Below are 20,732 nucleotides of genomic sequence, written 5' to 3'. Positions count from 1 at the left end.
CGAGCCCGGCGCCGGGCCGCCGGGCCGGTGCGCGAACGGGGCGGTCCGGGATGAGGTGGTGTTCGCCCGGAGGCTGTACAGTCGCCCGCAACCGCGCGGTGAGGGTGGCGTCTGGAGGTTGCGGGATGGGCATCGGATACCTGCTCCTCTACGGTGCGCTGGCCCTGGTCGCGCTCTGGCTGACCGCCGAACTCCTGCTCCAGCACCGGGCCCCGCTGCACTGGCGGGCGCTCGCCCTGCTCGGCTTCCTCGGCGTGGTCGCCGGGATGCGCACCTCCTCGCTGCCGGTGATAGCGGCGGGCGCCGCCGCGTTCGCGCTCGGCCAGGTGAGGGTGACCGGCTCGGTCAAGCGCGGCCGCCCGGTCGGCTGGTCGCTGCGCCGCCCCGACGGCGCCCTGCCCGGCCCGCTGGCGAAGGTCCCGCTGCTGGCCGCGGCCACCGGCGCGCCGGCCGCCGCCGTAGCGGCACCGGAACCGGTCGTGCCGGTCGGCGAGGTCGGCCCGATCGAGGACGAGCCGTTCGAGCCGTTCGACCCCCTCGACGGGCGGTCCGCCGACCACTCCGCCGACTACGAGGAGTTCCAGCAGCTCGACGCGGGCGTCTACGCCGACGACCCGGGCGCCTACCAGGTCCCGCCGCAGCCCCAGTACGGGCAGGCGCAGCAGGGCTACGGCTACCAGCAGGACCCCGGCCACGGCTACGGCTACCAGGACCAGTGGGCCGCCCAGCAGCAGTACCAGCCGCAACCGCAGTACCAGTCGCAGCCGCAGCAGTCACAGCCGCAGCAGCCGCAGCAGCCGCAGCAGCCGCAGTGGCAGCTGATCGGCTACGACCAGTACGGCCAGCCGGTCTACCAGGACCCGTACACCCAGCAGCAGTACCAGCAGCCCCACATCCCGCAGCAGGCGCAGCCCCAGCAGCAGCCGCAGGACCAGAACTGGTACTACCAGCAGCAGTACTGACGCGCCGTCAGGCCGGGCCGACCAGCCCGGCGGTGATCGAGGCGGACATCCCGACCCGGGCCAGCCCGCCGCCCGGGTGGGCGTGCGCGCCGATCAGGTACAGGCCCGGCGGGCCCGGCCGGTTGGCCTGCGCGAGGTGCCCGCCCGCCAGCGAGGGCACCGGTACCGAGCCGGTCAGCCGGGTCTCCCGCCAGCGCAGCCGGGGCCGCAGGTCGAGGCCCGCGGCGGCCAGGTGGTCGAGCAACTCCCCGGCGTAGGCGTCCCGTTCGGCCTCGGTGAGGGCGAGGTCGGCGGGCACCGTGACGGTCAGCACGACGGCCTCCGCGTCCGGCCCGGGGACCAGCGACGGGTCGTCCGGACGCAGCACCTGAACGGTGGGGCGGGACGGCAGCGCCCGCTCGGTGAACACCGCCCGGGCCTCGGCCGCGCCGTCCGCGGCGTGCACCACGGTGCGGTGCGCGGTACCGGCCGGGCGGGCGCCGTCCAGCGCCAGCAGCACCGTGAACCGCCCCGGCGCGGGCGCGGCCGGCTCGGCGACCCCCAGGCCCGGGACGGCGGAGAGCACCGCGTCCGCCGCCAGCACCCCCTCGTCCGTCCGCACGCCCACCACCCGGCCGCCGTCGGACTCCAGGGCCCGCACGGGGGTGTCGAAGCGGAACTCCACCCCGCGCGCGCCGCACCGCGCGAACACCGCGTCGGCCAGCGCCCGCAGCCCGCCGTCCACGTACCAGACGCCGAACGACTGCTCCATGTACGGCAGCACCGTCGCCGAGGCGGGCGCGGACCGCGGGTCCAGGCCGTACCGCAGCGCGTACTCGCCCAGCAGCGCGGCCGGGCCCGGGCCGCCGCCCAGCTCGCGGGCCGCGTCGGCCAGGGCGTGCCGCCCGCGCGGCAGCAGCCGGGACAGCCCGCGGCGCGGCGGCACCGGGTACGGGTCGACCGGGTCCACCGCCGGGCGCGGCTCCTCCAGCAGCGGCCGCCGGGTCGCCTCCCACACCGTCCGCCCCCGGTTCACCAACGCGCCCCAGCGCGCGCCCGCCCCCGCCCCGAACGCGGCGTCCAACGCCTGCCCCACCCCGCCCCGGGAGGCGTTCGGCAGCACCAGCTCCGTCCCGTCCGGGAACAGGTGCCGGCTCTCCGGGTCCACCGGCCGCAACCCGACCAGTTCCTCCAGCGGCTCCCGCCCGGTCTTCAACGCCAGGTCCCGGTACACGGCGGGCAGCGCGAGCAGCCCCGGCCCGGTGTCGAACCCGAACCCCTCCCGCCGGTACGCCCCCACCTGCCCCCCGTACGTCCCCGCCGCCTCCAGCACCACCACCCGGTGCCCCGACGCACCCAACCGCGAAGCGGCGGCCAGACCGCCCATCCCTGCACCGACGACGATGATCCGAGCCATGGCAGCAGATCCTATGCGCCCCCGCACCCCTGCCCGCCGCCCGCCCGCCCCTGCCCCGGCCGGGCAGCTGCGGCCCGGGCCGGTCCGGAGCCTCGCGGCCGGAGGGCGGTTTTCGGCCCTGTTCGATTGCCCGCCGCAGGCGTTCCCCGGCCCGTGCCGTGCCGCACCGGGCAGGCCGTGCCGCACCGGGCAGGCCCCGCCGGTCAGGCGGCGGCCGTCCGGGCCCGGCGGCGTTCGCGGCGGCGGAGCCAGAAGCGGCGGATGCGGGAGACGGCGAACCAGACGATCAGGAGGCCGAGGGCGAGCAGGACCGCGGCGGTGGAGGCGGCGAGCCAGGGGTGGAAGACGGCGAGGGTGACCAGGCCGGCGACGGAGAGGTCCTCGGTGAGGCTGAGCAGGATGTTCGAGGCGGGTTCGGGGGAGGTGTTGACGGCCATCCGCAGGCCCGCCTTGACGCCGTGGCTGAGCAGGGCGGTGGTGCCGCCGAGGGCTCCGGCGGCGACCTCGCCGAGCGAGCCCGGGTCGTGCGCGGCGAGCAGGGCGCCCACCGTCGCGCCCGCGACCGGGCGGACGAAGGTGTGGGCCACGTCCCAGACGCTGTCCACGTAGGGGATCTTGTCCAGGACCGCCTCGCAGAGGAACAGCACGCCCGCGGCGATCAGCACGTCGGTGCGCTCCAGCGCGGGCGGTACCGAGTCGGCCCCGCCGAAGCGGCCGAACAGGCCCAGCAGCAGCACCACGGCGTAGGCGTTGATCCCGCTCGCCCAGCCGCTGGTGAAGATCAGCGGAACGGCCTCCACGGCGGCCCCCCTTCCCGTGCCCGCCCGGACCTCGGACGGGACCCGGTCACCGTACCCGGCCGCTCCGACCGGGCGGCAGGGGTCGCCGACGGCGGGGACTGAGTATCCGTACTCAGATCGCCGGTTGAGTACCCGCGCGGATACCCGCCGGCCCCGGCTGGCGGCAGAGTGGTGCGCACCGGGAAGGCCGCCGCCGGGCGGCGCCGCCCGGGAGCGCCCGGGGCAGGCCGTCGACCAGGGGGAACGCCGGTCCGCACCACAGGCCCGGGCGCGACCAACGGCCGGAGCGAGGGGGCCGGGCACCGCCGACACGGGGCGGCGGAGCCCGGCCCCCTCTCCCTCCGGGCCCCTCGCGGGGGAGTTCCGGGCGGGCCGGCCGGACGGGGACGGCGGGACGGGGGCGGGGCCCCGCGGAACCGGGGGTTCCGCGTTGTCACACCCCCCGTTCACGATGGATGCATGCGCGGACCGACCGGTTCGGGCAAAGGTCCGGAGTGAACGGGGGAGACCCATGACCATCAGTCGTCCTGAGCCTGTCGCCCGCCCTGCCGTCGATCAATCCGCCGCCGACCAGTTCCCCGCCGAGCGACCCGCCGCCCGCCGCCCCGCCGCCGAACGGGCGGAGCGGACGGAACGGCCCGAGCGGCCCACCGTCGAACAGCCCACCCTGCCCGCCGGCCGCGCCGGGGACGTCCACCCGGTGCTGCGCCGGAGCACGGCTTCGCCCGCCGCGCTGGAGCTCCTCCGGCACGCGCACCGCACCCTGGTGCACGCCCGGGGCCGGCAGGACCCGTTGGAGCGCTACGCCACCGCCCACCTCGCCGCGCTGCGGGCCACCGCCGCCGTGCTCGCCGTCCGCGGCCGCCCGGTGCGGCACCCGCGCCGCCGCCAGGCGATCCGCCCGGCCTGGGAGCTGCTGCCCGAGGTCGCCCCCGAACTCGCGGAGTGGGCGGCCTACTTCGCGGCCGGGGCCCGCCGCCGGGCCGCCGCCGAGGCCGGCATCACCGGCGCCGCCGGGCCGCGGGACGCGGACGACCTGATCCGCAACACCGCCCTGTACCTGCGCATCGTGGAGCGCATCCTGGCCCTGCACCCCTGACCCGGCACCCGGCGCCCCGGCGTCCGCGCCGCCCCTGATCCGTCCGGCCCCGGCGGATAAGGTGGAGGCGTTCCCGCCGTGGAAGAACCTGCTTAGAGGGGTGCCGCCTTGTATCCGACTCGTCCCCGCAGTGCGCTGCGTACCGCCGTGGTGTGGGAGGTGGTGCGGGAGGCGCTGGAGCGGCGCTCCGCCGAGCTCGGGCGGCCGGTGCTGGAGGTCGTCGACACCGGTGGCGGCACGGGCAACTTCGCCGTGCCCGTGGCCAGGCTGGGCCACCGGGTCACGGTGGTCGACCCGAGCCCGGACGCGCTGTTCGCGCTGGAGCGCCGGGCCGCCGAGGCCGGGGTCACCGAGCTGGTCCGGGCCGTCCAGGGCGACGCCCAGACGCTGCCCGAGCTGGTCCCGGCCGGTTCGGTCGACGCGGTGCTCTGCCACGGCGTCCTGGAGGTCGTCGACGACCCGGCCGAGGCGCTCGGCAACCTGGTCGGCACCCTCGGCAAGGGCGGGCTGGTCAGCCTGCTCGCCGCCAACCGCAACGGCGCGGTGCTGGCCCGCGCGGTGGCCGGCCAGTTCACCGAGGCCCGCACCGCGCTGGACGCCGCCGACGGCCGCTGGGGCGCGGGCGACCCGATGCCGCGCCGCTTCACCGGCGAGCAGCTGGACGAGCTGGCCGCCGCGGCCGGGCTGCGGGTCACCTCCGTGCACGGCATCCGGGTCTTCGCCGACCTGGTGCCCGGCGTCCTGGTCGACACCGAGCCCGGCGCGCTCGACGCCCTGCTCAAGCTCGAACTCGCGGCCGCCGAACAGCCCGCCTTCCACGCCGTCGCCACCCAGCTGCACCTGCTCGCCGAGGCGATCTGATCCGGGTCGGGGGGCACCAAGGAGGGGGTCCGCTCGTTGCAGTGGTGGGGCCGCCGCCGCGGTGGTCCCAGCCACGCCTGATTGACCACGCCGAACCAGGCCCGTGGACCGTATGATCTGGGTAAAGCCGGTAAGCATGACGGCCAGACCGGTGGGGCATATGGACCACACAGGCCCGAGCCAGGGGTGGCGGACCGGTCGCCCCGCGACCGACGAGTAGGAGGACTCCGTGCCGCTCTCGGAGCACGAGCAGCGACTGCTCGAGCAGATGGAGCGAGCGCTGTACGCCGAAGATCCCAAGTTCGCGTCAGCGCTCGAGGGAACCGGCCTGCGCACCTACACCCGTCGGCGGGTCTACCTGGCCGTGGCGGGGTTCGTGGCGGGCATCGCGCTGCTCATGGGCGGCCTGGTCACGCAGGTCATCTGGGTCAGTGTCGTCGGGTTCCTGGTCATGCTTGGCTGTGCGGTCCTCGCGGTCACCGCGTGGCGGCGCGGCCCGGCCGGGCACGGTCCACGGCAGGCGCCACCGCCACGCCGGAAGACCGGCGTCATGGACCGAATGGAACAGCGCTGGCAGCGGCGCCGCGACGAACAGAGCGGCCTGTAGCAGCGACCGGAAACGCAACGTGAAAGGGTCCGCCCCGGGAGAGCTCCTCTCCCGGGGCGGACCCTTGCGCGTGCGCCCTCCGGCGCTCAGCCGTTCGCGTTCCCGCCGCTGCCCTTGCCGCGCTTGCCGCTCTTGTCGTTCCCGCTGCTCCCGCCGTTCCCGCCGCTCCCGCCGTTCCGGCCGAGGCGCCGGAACGGCCCGGTCACGGCCGCCCGGAGCGCGGCCACCCGTTCGGCGGTGCGCTCCCGGCGGGCCGCCGCGCGGTCCTGGGCGCGCCACCACAGGCGCACCGCGGAGGCGGGCAGCAGCAGGGCGCGCAGCCGGCGGGCGCGGGTGGCCCGGACCAGCAGGGCCTCGCGGGCGGTGCGGACGTCGCCGCCGAGGTGGGCGGGCGCGTCGGACTCGCGGGCGTACATGACGCGCTCGGTGGCGAGGGCGACCCGGCCCGCGGCGGCCGCGGCGTCGGGGTCGAGGCGGGCGTCCTCGGCGAGCCGGCGGGCGGCGCTGCGCGGGGTGCGGGCCTCGTCCGGGGGGATGCCCAGGTCCCAGGCGGAGTCGACGAGTTCGGCCCAGGCGGCGAGCACCTGTTCGTCGGTGAGCCGCGGCCCGTCCGCGCCGGCCAGGTGGCGGCCGGCGCCGAGGCGGCGTCGGCGCAGCCTGGTGCGCCAGAGCATCGGGAAGGCCAGCGCGGCCAGCAGCAGCAGGACGACGGCGGCGGTGAGCAGGGCCGGCCAGCTCCGCCACCAGGGCGCCGCGGTGTCCCGGTGCGCGGTCAGCGCGGCCTCGTCGGCGCAGTCGCCGATCCGGTGCTGCTGCTGCGGGGGCAGCTGCTGGAGGCGGACGGCTGGGCGGAGGGCTGCCCGGTCGGCGCGGCGCTGCTGGGGGCGGCGCTGGGGGTGTTGGTGGGGGCGGCCTGCTGGACGGAGTACAGCGGGGTGCTGCCCCGGTTCGGGGTGGGCTCGAAGCGCATCCAGCCGTAGCCGCTGAAGTACAGCTCGGGCCAGGCGTGGTAGTTGGAGCTGCGGACCACCCGGTCGGTGCCGTTGCCGGTGCCCGGGGTGAAGCCGATCGCGACCCGGGCGGGGATGCCCAGCGAGCGGGACATCGCGGCCATGGTGGCGGCGAAGTGCACGCAGAAGCCCTCCTTGTCCTGGAGGAACTTGGCGATGGCGTCCGGCCCGGTGCGGGCGTCGATCTTGGTGTTGTAGGTGAAGCCGCCGCTGGTGAAGTACTGCTGGAGGGCGACGGCCCGGTCGTACGGGGTGTCCTTGCCCCTGGTGACGTCCCGGGCGGTGTCGGCCACCACGGACGGCAGGTTGGCGGGCAGGTCCAGGTAGCGCTTGGCGATGTCGTCGGGCGCCGGGCCGGCGGAGCGCAGCTGGGCGGCGGTGGCGTTGACGTCGACCGAGCCGACCGAGTAGGTCAGGCCCTTGCTCTTCTGGCCGTTGATGCCGCTGACGGTGCGCCCCTGCGGGTCGAAGCGCCAGTCCGCGGTGTTCGGCAGCTCCAGCCAGGACATCGGGTACGGCATCGGCAGCCAGGCGGTGCTCAGCTGCTCGGAGACGGTGACCTTGGTGCGGACCGAGGTGGTGGGCAGGTTCGGGGCCAGGCCCTCGGGGGCGGGCACGGTGGTGGGCAGCGCCTGGGGGCTCTGCTGGCCGGGCAGCCACTCCTGGCCGTTGAACTCGCTGAGCGCGGCGATCCGCAGGTAGAGCTGGTCGGCGTCGGGCGCGTCGGTGGAGAAGCTCAGCAGCGGGGTGTCGTCGTTGGAGCGCAGGTTGGCGGTGAGCGCGACGACCAGGTTGAGCGAGCGCTCGTCGCCCTTGCCGCTCCCGCTGCCGCGGCCCTCGCCGTCGTGGCCGAACAGGCCGCCGAACAGGCCGGGGCCGACCGCGGGGCGAACACCGGCACCAGCACGGCGGCGGCCAGCGCGATCACGCCGATCCGGCGGCCGCCGTTGGACAGCGCGGTGGCGGAGCGGCCGGCGCCGTGGAAGACCCGGCCCCAGCGGGTGAGCCGGTCCTGGCCCTCGGTGTAGAGCAGGGCCAGGAAGCCCGCGGCGCCGAACAGGAACCACAGCCACATGCCGCCGGGCGAGTCGGCCAGGCCGCCGGAGACCGAGTACAGGGCCAGCAGCGGCAGGCCCGCGGCGGCGGCCCGGCGGTAGGTGACCGCCAGGGTGTCGACCAGGACGGCCACCAGGGCGACCGAGCCGACCACGATCAGCCGCAGGCCGTCGCTGGCCGGGGCCGGGATCGCGTACGCCTGGATGTCGTTGCCGCCGCTGCTCAGCAGCGTCGAGACCGCGTCCAGGGCGCCCGGGCCGGGCAGCACGCCGAAGCTCATCGAGGACTGCACGGTGGTGAGCATCAGCACGTACAGCACCACCAGCAGCTGCAGCGGCGGCACCAGGGCCCGGGGCAGCGGCAGGGCGCGCAGCCCGGCCCCGGCGCCGGCCGTGACGGCGATCAGCAGCAGGCCGTGCGGGGCGAGCGCGAACGGGTCCTGGAACAGCGGGGACAGGCACAGCGCCGCCAGGGCGGTGGCCAGGGCCGCGCAGAGCGTCAACTTGGCCCGGGTGGTCACGCGCCGACCTCGTCTCGGTAGGGAACGGTGGTGTTCTGGGTGCGGTCCGCGGCCCGCCACAGCGCGGGCAGCGAGTCCCCGGCCCGGACCGGGAGCACCGTCCAGCCGGACTCGCGCAGCCGGGCGACCCGGGCGTCGGCCGGTTCGTCCGCGCTCTCCGGGAAGAGGTGCCGCAGGCCCGACCAGGTGCCGGTGTCCAGCAGCAGGACGACGGCGCCGCCGGTGCGGCGGCGCAGCCGGGCCAGCCGTTCGACCTGCTCCTCGTCGAGCTCGCCGACCACCGCCACCAGCAGGCCCTCGCCGCCCAGCCGGAGCACCTCCTCGGCGCGGGCCAGGGTGCCGCCGTCGGAGTGCTCGACCACGGCCAGCGCGTCCAGCAGCAGGCCGACGGACTCGGCGGCGCCCGCCCCGCCGCCGACGCCCTGGCCGGGCACCGAGAAGCCGGTGTCGGTGAGCAGCCGGGTGCGGTAGCCGCGCTGCACCAGGTCGACGGCGACCGAGGCGGCGCAGGACACCGCCCACTCGAACGAGGAGGCCGGGCCGGAGCCGCGGTGCGCGGCCTCCCGGGTGTCCAGCAGCACGGTGGCGCGGGCCTGCAGCGGCTGCTCCTCGCGCCGGACCATCAGTTCGCCGTACCGGGCGGTGGACTTCCAGTGCACCCGGCGCAGGTCGTCGCCGTGCCGGTACTCGCGCGGGATGACGTCGTCGTCGCCGGCCAGCGCCAGGGTGTGGGTGGTGGAGTCGCCCTGCCCGCCGGACTCGCCGGGCAGCCGGACCGGCGGCAGGTCCTGGACCTGCGGGACGACGGTCAGCACGTCGGCGGCGCTGAACGCGCGGGTCAGCTCGCACATCCCGAACGGGTCGGACAGCCGCAGCTGGAGCGGGCCCAGCGGGTAGCGCCCGCGCAGGTCGGAGCGGACCCGGTAGGACACCTCGCGGAAGCCGCGCGGCTCGACCCGGTCCAGCACGAAGCGCGGGCGCGGGCCCAGCACGTACGGGACCTTGTCCTCCAGCAGCAGCAGGCCGGTGGGCACCCGGGAGACGTTGTCCAGCCGCAGGTGCACCCGGGCCTCCTGGCCGGCCGCGGCCCGCTGCGGGCTGAGCCGGCGGCCGGAGGCCACCCGGTAGCGGGTGCGCACCAGCAGCGCGGCGGCGGCCAGCGGGAGCGCCGCCAGCAGCACGCCGACCTGGAGCAGCGCGGTCTGGCCGAACACGAACGCGCAGACCGCGGCGGTCGCGCCGGCCGCGAGGAAGGAGCGCCCCCGGGTGGTCAGTCCGCGCAGCGCGGCGCGCACCCCGGAGGCGCGGGCGGGGCGCGCCACCTCAGCGGCCCTGCGGGCGCGGGATGGGCAGTCGGGCCACCAGGTCGAGCACCACCTGCTCGACCGTGCGGCGGCTCAGCTGGGTCTCCGAGGTGGGCAGCAGGCGGTGGGCCAGCACCGGGACGGCGAGCGCCTGGATGTCGTCCGGGAGCACGTAGTCGCGGCCGTCCAGGGCGGCGTGCGCGCGGGCCGCCCGGACCAGGTGCAGGGTGGCCCGGGGGAGGCGCCGAGCCGCAGTTCGGAGGTGGTGCGGGTGGCGGCGACCAGGTCGACGGCGTAGCGGCGGACCGGGTCGGCCACGTAGACGGTCTTCACCAGGTCGATCAGCTTGAGCAGGTCGGCGGCGTGCGCGACCGGCTGGAGGTCGTCCAGCGGGTTGGCCGCGGAGTGCAGGTCGAGCATCGCGAACTCGGCGTCGGCGCTGGGGTAGCCGATCGAGATCCGGGCCATGAAGCGGTCCCGCTGGGCCTCGGGCAGGGCGTAGGTGCCCTCCATCTCGACCGGGTTCTGGGTGGCGATCACCATGAACGGCGAGGGCAGCTCGTGGGTGGTGCCGTCGATGGTGACCTGGCGCTCCTCCATCGACTCCAGCAGCGCGGACTGGGTCTTCGGCGAGGCCCGGTTGATCTCGTCGCCGACCACGATCTGGGCGAAGATCGCGCCGGGCCGGAACTCGAAGTCCCGCTGGTGCTGGTCGAACACGTTGGTGCCGGTGACGTCGGAGGGCAGCAGGTCCGGGGTGAACTGAATGCGGCGCACCGTGCAGTCCACCGAACGGGCCAGGGCCTTGGCGAGCATGGTCTTGCCGACGCCGGGCACGTCCTCCAGCAGCAGGTGGCCCTCGGCGAGCAGCACCGTCAGGGCGATCCGGATCGCCTCCGGCTTGCCCTCGATCACGCTCTCCACGGACTTCCGGACCCGGTCGACCACCGCCGCCAGCTCCGCCAGACCGGTCGGTTCCCGCCGGTCGTACCGGTCCGGCTCCGGCTGGTCCGTGCCCTGCCCGCTGATCGTCGTCACCCGTACGCTCCCATGTTGCACAGTCGCCGGGCGGCTGGTTCGAGCCCGGCCCACCCCGAATACCTGGCGCATTCTTCCCTGTCCCACGGCCAGAAGTCACCCGGCCGGGCGAGACGCGAAGGCTGTCCCGGTTTGGGACGAGGGACCGGCCCGGGCGGTTTCGGCCCGCCCCGGCGGATCTCCCGCGGCGGGCCGGTGCGCACGTCGGACCCGGAGCCCCGGACGCCGCCGGTGCGCGGCGGGAACGGCGGGGCGCGCCCCCGCCGGACGTCGGCGTCCACCGCGGTGCGGGTGCCCGGGGGCGGTGCGCTGCCGCGCTCCCGGCCCCGGGCCCGTCCGGACGGCTTCGCCCCGGTTCGCCCGGCGCGGGGGCCCGGCCCCGCGCCCCGGCCCCCGGGCGGCCCGGCCACCCGTCCGACCTGCGCGAACCGATACCGCCGGCCGGGTGGTGCGCCGGAGCGGAACGTTGACTGGCGGGGCGCGGGCGATAGGCTGCAGGCGCAGTGGAGCACGGCGGACGGCGCCCGGCGGACGGGCGGGCGGGCCGCTCTCCGCGCCGGGCCGGCCGTCCCGCACGCAGCCCGCGGCCTCCTCCCGCTCCGTGCCCACCTGGCGCACCTTCCCCGGTGCCGGGCGGTCGCTCCTTCCCCCGAGCGAGCGGGCGGGGACCACGGGCGGTGTGCGGCGCGGCCGGCCCGGTGCGCGAGAATGGCCCGGCCACACCGCACCTGAGGAAGGGCCCCGCCCCCGTATGAGTACCGACAGCCCCGCCCCCCGGCACATCCCGGTGATGCTGGAGCGCTGCCTGGACGCCCTGGCCCCGGCGATCTCGGCGCCCGGCTCCGTCGTGGTGGACGCCACCCTGGGCCTGGGCGGCCACAGCGAGGCCCTGCTGACCCGCTTCCCGGACGTCCGCCTGATCGCCGTCGACCGCGACCCGCGCGCCCTGGAGCTCTCCGCCGCCCGGCTGGCCCGGTTCGGCGACCGGGCCACCCTGGTGCACGCCGTGTACGACGAGATCCCGCGCGTCCTGGACGAGTTGGACGTCCCCGAGGTGCAGGGCGTGCTGTTCGACCTCGGCGTCTCCTCGATGCAGCTGGACGAGGCCGACCGCGGCTTCGCCTACGCCCAGGACGCCCCGCTGGACATGCGGATGGACCAGACCCGCGGCATCTCCGCCGCCGAGGTGCTCAACACCTACGGCCACGGCGACCTGGCCCGCATCCTCAAGGTGTACGGCGAGGAGCGGTTCGCCGGGAGGATTGCCTCCGCCGTTCTGCGGGAACGCGAGCGGGAACCGTTCACCACCAGCGCTCGTCTTGTGGAGTTGGTCCGCAACGCCATCCCGGCCGCCACCCGGCGCACCGGCGGCAACCCGGCCAAGCGGACCTTCCAGGCGCTGCGGATCGAGGTCAACGGCGAGCTGGAGGTGCTGGACCGGGCCGTCCCCGGCGCGCTGGACGCCCTGGCGGTGGGCGGCCGGATCGTGGTGATGTCCTACCAGTCGCTGGAGGACCGCCTGGTCAAGCAGTACCTCCAGGCGGGCGCGACCTCCACCGCCCCGCCGGGCCTGCCGGTGATCCCCGAGGAGCTCCAGCCCTGGCTGAAACTGCTCACCCGCGGTGCCGAACTGGCCACCGAGGAGGAGATCGAGGAGAACCGGCGCGCCGCGCCCGTGCGGCTGCGCGTGGCGGAGAGGATCAGACGGACCCGGAGGTAGCCAGCCGCCGGGAGCAGCGGAGCGAAGGGGAGTGGAGCGGTGCCGGTGGCCGGCGAGCGGACCCGGGGGAGCGTCCCCGGGCAGGGGGGCAGGGCGCGGATCACCGTCCGGCCCGGGGCGCGCTCGATGCGGGGGCGCACCCCGTTCGCGGTGCTGGTGGTCACCCTGCTGTCGGCCGGGCTGCTCGGCCTGCTGATGCTCAACACCGCCCTGAACGAAGGATCGTTCACCCTCTCCCGGCTCAAGCGGCAGACCACCGAGGCCACCGACCAGCAGCAGACCCTGCAGCAGCAGATCGCCGAGCAGTCCGCGCCCGACGCGCTGGAGCGGCGGGCCCGCGAGCTCGGCATGGTGGCCGGCGGCGACCCGGTCTTCCTCAACCCGGACGGCTCGGTCACCGGCAAGGCCAGGGCCGCCGAGGACAAGCCGCCGGTGCCGCGCCCCAGCAGCGCCGCGCCCTCCGACCCGGCCGCCTCGCCCGGCGCGAGCCCGAGCCCCGGCGACCCGGGCATCGACCTCGCGCCCGCCCCGCCGGCCGGTGCCGCGTCCGGCAGCCCGTCCGGCAGCCCCTCGGGCAGCCCGTCCGGCAGCCCCTCGGGCAGCCCGTCCGCCGGGGCGCAGCGGTGAGCCGCCCGCCCGGGGACGCGCCCCGCCCGCGCCGCACCCCGTCCGGCTCGGGCTCCGGCTCGGGCCGCTCCGCCGCCGGTCGGGCCGGCTCGGGCCGCCCCGCCGAACAGTCGCCGCGCCGCCGCCCCACCGAGCCGCCGCCGTCGCGCCGCCGGGTCGCCGAACCGCGCCGCGCCGCCGACGGCGCCCCGGCCCGCCCGGCCCGGCCGCGCGCCGCCGCCGGACACCGCGAGGTCGCCCCGCCGCGCCCGGGCACCCGCCCGGCCCGCCGCCCGGCGGCGCCGCGCCGCCCCGCCCCGTCCGGGGCGCGGACCATCAAGCTGGCCGATCCGCGGCGCCGGCTGCGGCTGGTGACGGTCTCCCTGCTGCTGGTGTTCGCGATCTTCGCGGGCCGGCTGGTGCAGTTGCAGCTGCTGGACTCCGACGCGCTGGCCGCCGCCGCGGGCGCCAACAAGTACGTGCGGGTGGCGCTGCCCGCCGAGCGCGGCTCGATCACCGCCGCGGACGGCACCGTGCTGGCCACCTCGGTCGACGCGTACGACATCACCGCCGACCCGACCATGTTCACCCCGGAGGTCACCCACCTGCCGGACGCGCCGGAGCAGGCCGCGGCGCTGCTCGCGCCGATCCTCGGGCAGCCGAAGGAGAAGCTCGCCGAGAAGCTGCACCTGAACAGCAAGAACCCGAAGAGCCAGTACGCGCTGGTGATGGCCCGGCAGACCCCGGAGGCGAAGAACCAGATCGCCGACCTGAAGTCCTCGCTCACCAAGCAGGTGGACACCGCGGCCTGCCGCGCCCAGGTCCAACTGCTCAAGAAGCCCGCCGACAAGGGCGGCCGGCAGTTCCTGGACGCGGCCTGCGTCAACCCGCTGGCCGGGATGTTCTGGGAGCAGTCGACCCGGCGCAGCTACCCGGCGGGCGGCCTGGGCGCCAACCTGGTCGGCTTCGTCAACGCGGAGGGCGTCGGCACCGGCGGCCTGGAGCTCCAGTACCAGCAGCTGCTGGCCGGGCAGGACGGCCACTCCACGTACGCCTCGGCGGGCGGCAACCGGGTCGCCACCGCGGGCGGCGCCCGGCAGGACCCGGTGCCCGGCACCGACCTGCGGCTGACCGTGAACCCCGACGTCCAGTGGGCCGCCCAGCGGGCCATCACCGACCAGGTCGCCAACGCCGGGGCGGAGAAGGGCTACGTGATCGTCCAGGACGTGAAGTCCGGGCAGGTGCTGGCGATGGCCTCCTCGCCCGGCTTCGACCCGAACGACCTCTCCTCGGCCCGCGCCGACCAGCTCGGCAACCCGGCCCTCCAGGACGCGTACGAGCCCGGCTCGACCGCGAAGCTGATGACCATGGCGGCGGTGCTGGACACCGGCAAGGCCGACTGGGACACCCACGTCGAGGTGCCCAACACGCTCCAGCGCTCGGACCGGGTGTTCCACGACGACGTGGACCACGAGACCTGGTACCTGACCCTGGCGGGCGTGCTCGCCAAGTCCTCCAACATCGGCACCATCGAGGCGGCCGAGCACCTGGGCGCCACCCAGGCCGAGTCCAACAAGGTGCTGGCCGACTACCTGGACCGGTTCGGCATCGGCAAGCCCAGCGGCCTGGGCTTCCCCGGCGAGACCCGCGGCATCCTGGCCAAGCCCGAGGACTGGAGCGGCTCGCAGCAGTACACCATCCCGTTCGGCCAGGGCCTGTCGGTGAACGCCCTGCAGGCCACCTCGGTGTTCTCCACCATCGCCAACGGCGGCGTCCGGGTCGCCCCCAGCCTGCTGGCCGGGACCACCGGCCCGGACGGCGCCTTCACGCCCGCGGCGGCCGGGGCGCAGAACCGGGTGGTCTCGGAGGGCACCGCCAAGACGCTGACCGAGATGCTGGAGTCCGTCGTCACCGACGAGCAGGGCACCGGCACCACCGCGAAGATTCCCGGCTACCGGGTGGCGGGCAAGACCGGCACCGCCAACCGGGTGGACCCGAAGACCGGCAAGTACTCCGGGTACACCGCCTCCTTCATCGGCTTCGCGCCCGCCGACCAGCCCCGGGTGACGGTCTCCTGCGTCATCCAGGACCCGGTCAACGGGCACTTCGGCGGGCAGCTGTGCGGGCCCGTCTTCAAGCAGGTGATGGAGTTCACCCTCAAGACCCTCCAGGTCCCGCCGAGCGGCAGCGAGGCGCCGAACCTGCCCGTCGACTGGAAACCCTGAGATGAGCGACACCCCCCGGCGCGCGCAGCGCCCTGTGAGCAACGTCACGGAGCAGGCCCGGTTTGGCCCCGGGGGGCGCGGGGCCGATAGCCTTCCGGCCGTGCCGAAACCCGATCAAACCCCCGCGAGCCCGCCCCGCCCCCGCCGCACCGCGGCGCTGCCCCTCGCCGAGGCGGCCCGGCTGCTCGGCCTGGCCCCCAGGAGGGCCCCGAGGTCACCGGCGTCACCCACGACTCCCGGGCGGTGCGCCCCGGCGACGTCTACGTGGCCTTCCCCGGGGCCAACCACCACGGCGCGGCGTTCGCCGCCGGCGCGGCGGCGTCCGGCGCGGTCGCGGTGCTCACCGACCCGGCCGGGGCCGAACTGGCCGCCGGCGCCGGCGTCCCGCTGCTGGTGGTGGACAGCCCGCGCGAGGCGATGGGCCCGCTGGCCGCCGCGGTCTACGGGGCGCCCAGCGAGAGCATGCTGATGATCGGTCTGACCGGCACCAACGGCAAGACCACCACCTCCTACCTGGTGGAGGGCGGCCTGCGCGGGGCCGGCCGGCTGCCCGGCGTGATCGGCACCGTCGAGATGCGGGTCGGCGAGGAGCGGATCAAGTCCGAGCGCACCACCCCGAGGCCACCGAACTGCACGCCGTGCTCGGCGTGATGCGCGAGGCCGGGGCCGACGCGGTGGTGATGGAGGTCTCCAGCCACGCGCTGGTGTACGGCCGCACCGACGGCGTGGTCTACGACGTGGCGCTGTTCAACAACCTGACGCCCGAGCACCTCGACTTCCACCCCGACATGGAGGACTACTACCGGGCCAAGGCCCGGCTCTTCCAGGAGGGCAAGTCCCGCCGGGGCGTCGCCAACCGGGACGACTCCTACGGCCGCCGGCTGGCCGGCGAGGCCCGCATCCCGATGACCACCTTCTCCGCGTCCGGCGACCCGGCCGCCGACTGGCGCGCCGTCGACGTCCAACTCGGCCCGTCCGGCTCGACGTTCCGGGTGCTCGGCCCGAACGGCGAGCAGGCCGACGCCGCGGTGCCGCTGCCCGGCCCGTTCAACGTCGCCAACGCGCTGGGCGCGATCACCGCGCTGGTCACCGCCGGGATCGACCTGGACGCCGCGGTGGCGGGCGTGGCCGCGGTGGCCGGGGTGCCCGGCCGGCTGGAAAAGGTCGAGGCCGGGCAGGACTACGTCGCCGTGGTCGACTACGCCCACAAGCCGGACGCGCTCAGCGCCGTGCTCGCCTCGCTGCGCGAGGTCACCAAGGGCCGGCTGCACGTGGTGGTCGGCTGCGGCGGCGACCGCGACCCGTACAAGCGCGGGCCGATGGGCGCGATCGCCGCCCGGCTCGCCGACACCGCCGTCCTCACCAGCGACAACCCGCGCTCCGAGGACGCGCTGGCGATCCTGGCCACCATGCTGGCCGGCGCCGCCGAGGTGTCCGAGGAGGAGCGCGGCGAGGTGCTCGCCGTCCCCGACCGGGGCGAGGCGATCGCCCTGGCCGTCGCCCGGGCCCACACCGGGGACACCGTGCTGGTGGCCGGCAAGGGCCACGAACTGGGCCAGTACGTGAAGGGCGAGGTCCGCCCGTTCGACGACCGCCAGGTGTTGCGGGTCGCGATTGAGCAGCTGATGGAGGCGGAGCGATGATCTCTCTCACCCTGGCCGAGGCCGCGCACGCCGTCGGCGGGACGCTCGACGGCGCGGACCCGCAGGCGTCCATCACCGGCGCGGTGGTCACCGACAACCGGCAGATCGAGCCCGGCGGGCTGTTCGTGTGCGTGGCCGGCGAGCGCGTCGACGGCCACGACTTCGCCGCGAAGGCCGTCGCCGACGGCGCGGTCGCGGTGCTCGCCACCCGGCCCGTCGGCGTGCCCGCGATCCTGGTGGACGACGTGGTGGTCGCGCTCGGCCGGCTCGCCCGCGCCGTGGTGGCCCGCGCCGACGAGGTGCGGATCGTCGGCCTGACCGGCTCGGCCGGCAAGACCTCCACCAAGGACCTGATCGGCCAACTGCTCTCCGGCCACGGCGAGACGGTCTTCCCGGCCGGTTCGCACAACAACGAGATCGGCCACCCGCTGACCGCGCTGCGGATCGCCCCGACCACCCGTCACCTGGTGATGGAGATGGGCGCCCGGCACAAGGGCGACATCGAGTACCTGACCGGCATCACCCCGCCCACCGTCGGACTCGTCCTCAACATCGGCACCGCCCACCTCGGCGAGTTCGGCTCCCGCGAGGCGATCGCCGAGGCCAAGGGCGAGATGGTGGAGGCCCTTTCGCCCGAGGGCGTCGCCGTCCTCAACGCCGACGACCCGCTGGTGCGCGCGATGAGCAGCCGCACCAAGGCCCGCGTCGTGCTGTTCGGCGAGTCCCCGGACGCCCACGTCCGGGCCACCGACGTTCGCCTGGACGCCACCGGCAGGCCGCAGTTCACGCTCAGCACCCCGGCCGGTTCCGCACCCGTGCGGCTGCGCCTGTACGGTGAGCACCACGTCTCGAACGCCCTCGCCGCCGCAGCGGTGGCGGTGGAGCTCGGGATGCCCGTCGACCGCGTCGCCGAAGCACTCAGCGAGGCGGGTGCGCTGTCCCGCTGGCGCATGGAGGTGGTCGACCGGGCCGATGGCCTCACCGTCGTCAACGACGCCTACAACGCGAACCCGGAGTCCGTGCGGGCCGCGCTGCGGACCCTCGCGACGATGGCGGGCACCGGCCCGGAGCGCCGCCGCACCTGGGCGGTGCTCGGTGAGATGCGGGAGCTCGGCGAGGACAGCCTCGACGAGCACGACACCATCGGAAGGCTCGTGGTACGGCTCGACATCACCAAGCTGGTGGCGGTCGGCGGACGCGAGGCGGCCCGGATGGAACTGGGCGCGAGGAACGAAGGTTCGTGGGGTGAGGAGTCGGTGCTGGTGTCCGACGCGGACGCGGCGATCGAGCTGCTGCGCAGTCAGGTGCGGCCGGGGGACGTGGTCCTGGTGAAGGCATCCCGTTCGGTGGGTCTGGAGAAGGTCGCCGAGGCGCTGCTCGCGGACGGTGCCGCGAAGTGAAGCAGATCCTCTTCTCCGGCATGATCGGCCTGGTGCTGACCCTGCTCGGCACCCCCGCCCTGATCAAGCTGCTCGCCAAGCACGGCTACGGCCAGTACATCCGCGACGACGGCCCCAAGGCGCACCACAGCAAGCGCGGCACGCCCACCATGGGCGGCATCGCCTTCATCCTGGCGACACTGATCGCCTACTTCGGGACCAAGGCGATAACGGGCGAGATCCCCACCGCCTCCGGCCTGCTGGTGCTGTTCCTGACCACGGGCCTGGGCCTGGTCGGCTTCCTGGACGACTACATCAAGGTGGTCAAGCGCCGCTCGCTGGGCCTGCGGGCCAAGGCGAAGCTGCTCGGCCAGTCCTTCGTCGCCCTGGCCTTCGCGATCCTGGCCATGCAGTTCAGCGACAGCCGGGGCCTGACCCCGGCCTCCGACCACCTGTCCTTCGTGCAGGACTTCAAGTGGGCGATCGGCCCGGTGCTGTTCGTCATCTGGGCCTACTTCATGATCGCCGCGATGTCGAACGGCGTGAACCTCACCGACGGCCTGGACGGCCTCGCCACCGGCGCCTCGGTGATGGTCTTCGGCGCGTACACCTTCATCGGTCTGTGGGAGCACGGCCAGAACTGCGCCTACGCGCTCAAGGCCACCGCCTCCTGCTACGACGTCCGCGACCCGCTGGACCTCGCCGTGGTCGCCGCCGCGCTGATGGGCTCCTGCTTCGGCTTCCTGTGGTGGAACACCTCGCCCGCGAAGATCTTCATGGGCGACACCGGCTCGCTGGCCCTCGGCGGCGCGCTGGCCGGCCTGGCCATCGTCTCGCACACCGAGCTGCTGCTCGCCATCCTCGGCGGCCTGTTCGTGATCATCACCCTTTCGGTGATCATCCAGGTCGGGTCGTTCCGGATGACCGGCAAGCGCGTTTTCAAGATGGCGCCGCTCCAGCACCACTTCGAACTCAAGGGCTGGAGCGAAGTCCTGATCGTGGTCCGGTTCTGGATCATCCAGGGCCTGTGCGTCGCCGTCGGACTCGGACTCTTCTACGCGGGGTGGGTGACCGGATGAACAACCCGGAGTGGGCCGGCCTTCCGGTCGTCGTCGCAGGACTCGGCCTCTCCGGGGTCAGCGCCGCCCGCGTCCTGCACGGGCTCGGCGCGCACGTCACCGTGGTGGACGGCGGCGACGGCCCGGGCCTCGCCGCCAAGGCCGCCGCCCTCACCGAGCAGGGCGTCGCCGTCCGCCTCGGCGACGGCGCGAGCCTGCCGGACGGCACCGCCCTGATCGTCACCTCGCCCGGCTGGGCCCCCGACAGCCCGCTGTTCACCGCCGCCGCCGCGGCCGGCGTCCCGGTCTGGGGCGACGTCGAACTCGCCTGGCGGCTGCGCACCCCGCACCCCGCCACCGGCGAGCCCGCCCCCTGGCTGGCCGTCACCGGCACCAACGGCAAGACCACCACCGTCCAGATGCTGGCCTCGATCCTCACCGCCGCGGGCAAGCGCACCGCCGCCGTCGGCAACGTCGGCGTCTCGGTGCTGGACGCGGTGCTCGCCGCGGAGCCGTACGACGTGCTGGCCGTCGAGCTCTCCAGCTACCAGCTGCACTGGGCGCCCTCGCTGCGGGTGCACTCCGGCGCGGTGCTCAACCTGGCGCCCGACCACCTCGACTGGCACGGCTCGATGGAGGCGTACGCCGCCGACAAGGGCCGGATCTACCAGGGCAACCAGGTCGCCTGCGTGTACAACCTGGCCGACCCGGCCACCGAGGCGCTGGTCCGCGAGGCCGACGTCGAGGAGGGCTGCCGGGCGATCGGCTTCGGCCTGGACGCCCCCGCCGTCTCCCACCTCGGCGTGGTCGACGGCCTGCTGGTCGACCGGGCCTTCGTCGCCGACCGGGCCAACGCCGCCGCCGAACTCGGCGCCGTCGCCGACGTGCGCCCGCCCGCCCCGCACAACGTCGCCAACGCGCTGGCCGCCGCCGCGCTGGCCCGCGCCTACGGCGTGGACGCCAAGGCCGTCCGGGACGGGCTGCGCGCCTTCACGCCCGACGCGCACCGGATCGCGCACGTCGCCGAGATCGACGGCGTCGGCTACGTCGACGACTCCAAGGCCACCAACACCCACGCCGCCGCCGCCTCGCTGGCCGCCTACCGGCCGGTGGTCTGGATCGCCGGCGGCCTGGCCAAGGGCGCCACCTTCGACGAGCTGGTCGCCGCCGCCGCCCCCCGGCTGCGGGCCGCCGTGCTGATCGGCCAGGACCGGCAGCTGATCCGCGAGGCGCTGGAGCGACACGCCCCGCAGGTCCCGGTCTTCGAGCCGGCCCCGGGCCAGACTGGCGCCGAGGCGATGACCGCGATCGTCGCGGCCGCGGCCGCCGCCGCCGAGAAGGGCGACACCGTCCTGCTGGCACCGGCCTGCGCGTCGATGGACATGTTCACCAACTACGGTGAGCGCGGGGACGCGTTCGCCGCCGCCGTCCGGGCCCTGCGGCCCTGA

At 75.5% G+C, this 20,732-nt stretch carries 16 protein-coding genes and 3 pseudogenes; 11 read left to right on the top strand and 8 right to left on the bottom strand.

Translation table 11 applies throughout. From position 1 onward, the window contains the following. Window positions 1-125 precede the first annotated feature (125 nt). Complete coding sequence (locus tag QMQ26_RS10025) at window positions 126-962, top strand: hypothetical protein (protein ID WP_282205469.1); 837 nt, start codon at window positions 126-128, stop codon at window positions 960-962. 7 nt (window positions 963-969) lie between these two features. On the opposite strand, the gene QMQ26_RS10020 is transcribed toward QMQ26_RS10025, so the two are convergent. After that, window positions 970-2,358: a phytoene desaturase family protein gene (locus QMQ26_RS10020; RefSeq protein WP_282205468.1), complete on the bottom strand. Its 1,389-nt coding sequence runs from the start codon at window positions 2,356-2,358 to the stop codon at window positions 970-972. Between the two features lie 203 nt (window positions 2,359-2,561). Then, complete coding sequence (locus QMQ26_RS10015) at window positions 2,562-3,158, bottom strand: DUF4126 domain-containing protein (protein WP_282205467.1); 597 nt, start codon at window positions 3,156-3,158, stop codon at window positions 2,562-2,564. Window positions 3,159-3,669: 511 nt separating this feature from the next. Here QMQ26_RS10015 and QMQ26_RS10010 point away from each other — a divergent pair. The 3 genes from QMQ26_RS10010 to QMQ26_RS10000 all read left to right on the top strand — a co-directional run bounded on the left by QMQ26_RS10010 (window position 3,670) and on the right by QMQ26_RS10000 (window position 5,725). Next, the gene (locus tag QMQ26_RS10010) at window positions 3,670-4,257 is read left to right on the top strand and encodes an SAV_6107 family HEPN domain-containing protein (protein ID WP_282205466.1); all 588 of its coding nucleotides are present in this window, start codon (window positions 3,670-3,672) and stop codon (window positions 4,255-4,257) included. Between the two features lie 108 nt (window positions 4,258-4,365). Further along, window positions 4,366-5,118 (top strand): methyltransferase domain-containing protein, encoded by a 753-nt coding sequence (locus QMQ26_RS10005; RefSeq protein WP_282205465.1) that lies wholly within the window; start codon window positions 4,366-4,368, stop codon window positions 5,116-5,118. 229 nt (window positions 5,119-5,347) lie between these two features. Next, window positions 5,348-5,725: a DUF3040 domain-containing protein gene (locus QMQ26_RS10000; RefSeq protein ID WP_100835807.1), complete on the top strand. Its 378-nt coding sequence runs from the start codon at window positions 5,348-5,350 to the stop codon at window positions 5,723-5,725. Window positions 5,726-5,811: 86 nt separating this feature from the next. On the opposite strand, the gene QMQ26_RS09995 is transcribed toward QMQ26_RS10000, so the two are convergent. The 6 genes and pseudogenes from QMQ26_RS09995 to QMQ26_RS09970 all read right to left on the bottom strand — a co-directional run bounded on the left by QMQ26_RS09995 (window position 5,812) and on the right by QMQ26_RS09970 (window position 10,581). Next, window positions 5,812-6,399 (bottom strand): DUF4129 domain-containing protein, encoded by a 588-nt coding sequence (locus QMQ26_RS09995; protein WP_282205464.1) that lies wholly within the window; start codon window positions 6,397-6,399, stop codon window positions 5,812-5,814. Between the two features lie 98 nt (window positions 6,400-6,497). Then, a complete protein-coding gene (locus QMQ26_RS09990) occupies window positions 6,498-7,028 on the bottom strand; it encodes a transglutaminase-like domain-containing protein (RefSeq protein WP_282206483.1) in 531 nt (176 codons plus the stop codon). 144 nt (window positions 7,029-7,172) lie between these two features. Beyond that, window positions 7,173-7,568: pseudogene (locus tag QMQ26_RS09985) on the bottom strand (DUF3488 domain-containing protein); the annotation flags it as partial. Then, entirely contained in the window at window positions 7,472-8,311 is an 840-nt protein-coding gene (locus QMQ26_RS09980) for a DUF3488 domain-containing protein (RefSeq protein ID WP_282205463.1), read from the bottom strand. The gene QMQ26_RS09980 and the pseudogene QMQ26_RS09985, both read right to left, overlap by 97 nt. After that, window positions 8,308-9,633, bottom strand: a complete 1,326-nt coding sequence (locus tag QMQ26_RS09975; protein WP_100835805.1) for a DUF58 domain-containing protein — start codon at window positions 9,631-9,633, stop codon at window positions 8,308-8,310. The genes QMQ26_RS09980 and QMQ26_RS09975 overlap by 4 nt, the downstream gene beginning before the upstream one ends. A 1-nt stretch (window position 9,634) precedes the next feature. Then, window positions 9,635-10,581: pseudogene (locus QMQ26_RS09970) on the bottom strand (AAA family ATPase). A gap of 823 nt (window positions 10,582-11,404) precedes the next feature. Between QMQ26_RS09970 and rsmH the strand changes: the two are divergent. From rsmH to murD, 7 genes and pseudogenes are all read left to right on the top strand, one after another. Next, the gene (rsmH, locus tag QMQ26_RS09965; protein WP_282205462.1) at window positions 11,405-12,373 is read left to right on the top strand and encodes a 16S rRNA (cytosine(1402)-N(4))-methyltransferase RsmH; all 969 of its coding nucleotides are present in this window, start codon (window positions 11,405-11,407) and stop codon (window positions 12,371-12,373) included. 45 nt (window positions 12,374-12,418) lie between these two features. Next, window positions 12,419-13,000, top strand: a complete 582-nt coding sequence (locus tag QMQ26_RS09960; protein ID WP_318552225.1) for a cell division protein FtsL — start codon at window positions 12,419-12,421, stop codon at window positions 12,998-13,000. Next, window positions 12,997-15,204 carry a peptidoglycan D,D-transpeptidase FtsI family protein gene (locus tag QMQ26_RS09955; protein WP_282205460.1) on the top strand — a complete coding sequence of 736 codons (2,208 nt, stop codon included), beginning with the start codon at window positions 12,997-12,999 and terminating at the stop codon, window positions 15,202-15,204. The genes QMQ26_RS09960 and QMQ26_RS09955 overlap by 4 nt, the downstream gene beginning before the upstream one ends. 1 nt (window position 15,205) lies before the next feature. Continuing rightward, window positions 15,206-16,847 (top strand): annotated as a pseudogene (locus QMQ26_RS09950) (UDP-N-acetylmuramoyl-L-alanyl-D-glutamate--2,6-diaminopimelate ligase). Beyond that, the gene (locus QMQ26_RS09945; RefSeq protein ID WP_100835800.1) at window positions 16,844-18,247 is read left to right on the top strand and encodes a UDP-N-acetylmuramoyl-tripeptide--D-alanyl-D-alanine ligase; all 1,404 of its coding nucleotides are present in this window, start codon (window positions 16,844-16,846) and stop codon (window positions 18,245-18,247) included. The pseudogene QMQ26_RS09950 and the gene QMQ26_RS09945 overlap by 4 nt, the downstream one beginning before the upstream one ends. Beyond that, entirely contained in the window at window positions 18,244-19,305 is a 1,062-nt protein-coding gene (gene mraY, locus QMQ26_RS09940; protein ID WP_282205459.1) for a phospho-N-acetylmuramoyl-pentapeptide-transferase, read from the top strand. Before QMQ26_RS09945 ends, mraY begins: the two co-directional genes overlap by 4 nt. Continuing rightward, window positions 19,302-20,732, top strand: a complete 1,431-nt coding sequence (murD, locus tag QMQ26_RS09935; protein WP_282205458.1) for a UDP-N-acetylmuramoyl-L-alanine--D-glutamate ligase — start codon at window positions 19,302-19,304, stop codon at window positions 20,730-20,732. The genes mraY and murD overlap by 4 nt, the downstream gene beginning before the upstream one ends.

The organism is Kitasatospora fiedleri, from assembly GCF_948472415.1.
Classification (GTDB): Bacteria; Actinomycetota; Actinomycetes; order Streptomycetales; family Streptomycetaceae; genus Kitasatospora; species Kitasatospora fiedleri.
The sequence above is the reverse complement of the archived record's forward strand: the minus strand, read 5'-3'. Positions and strand labels throughout refer to the sequence as shown.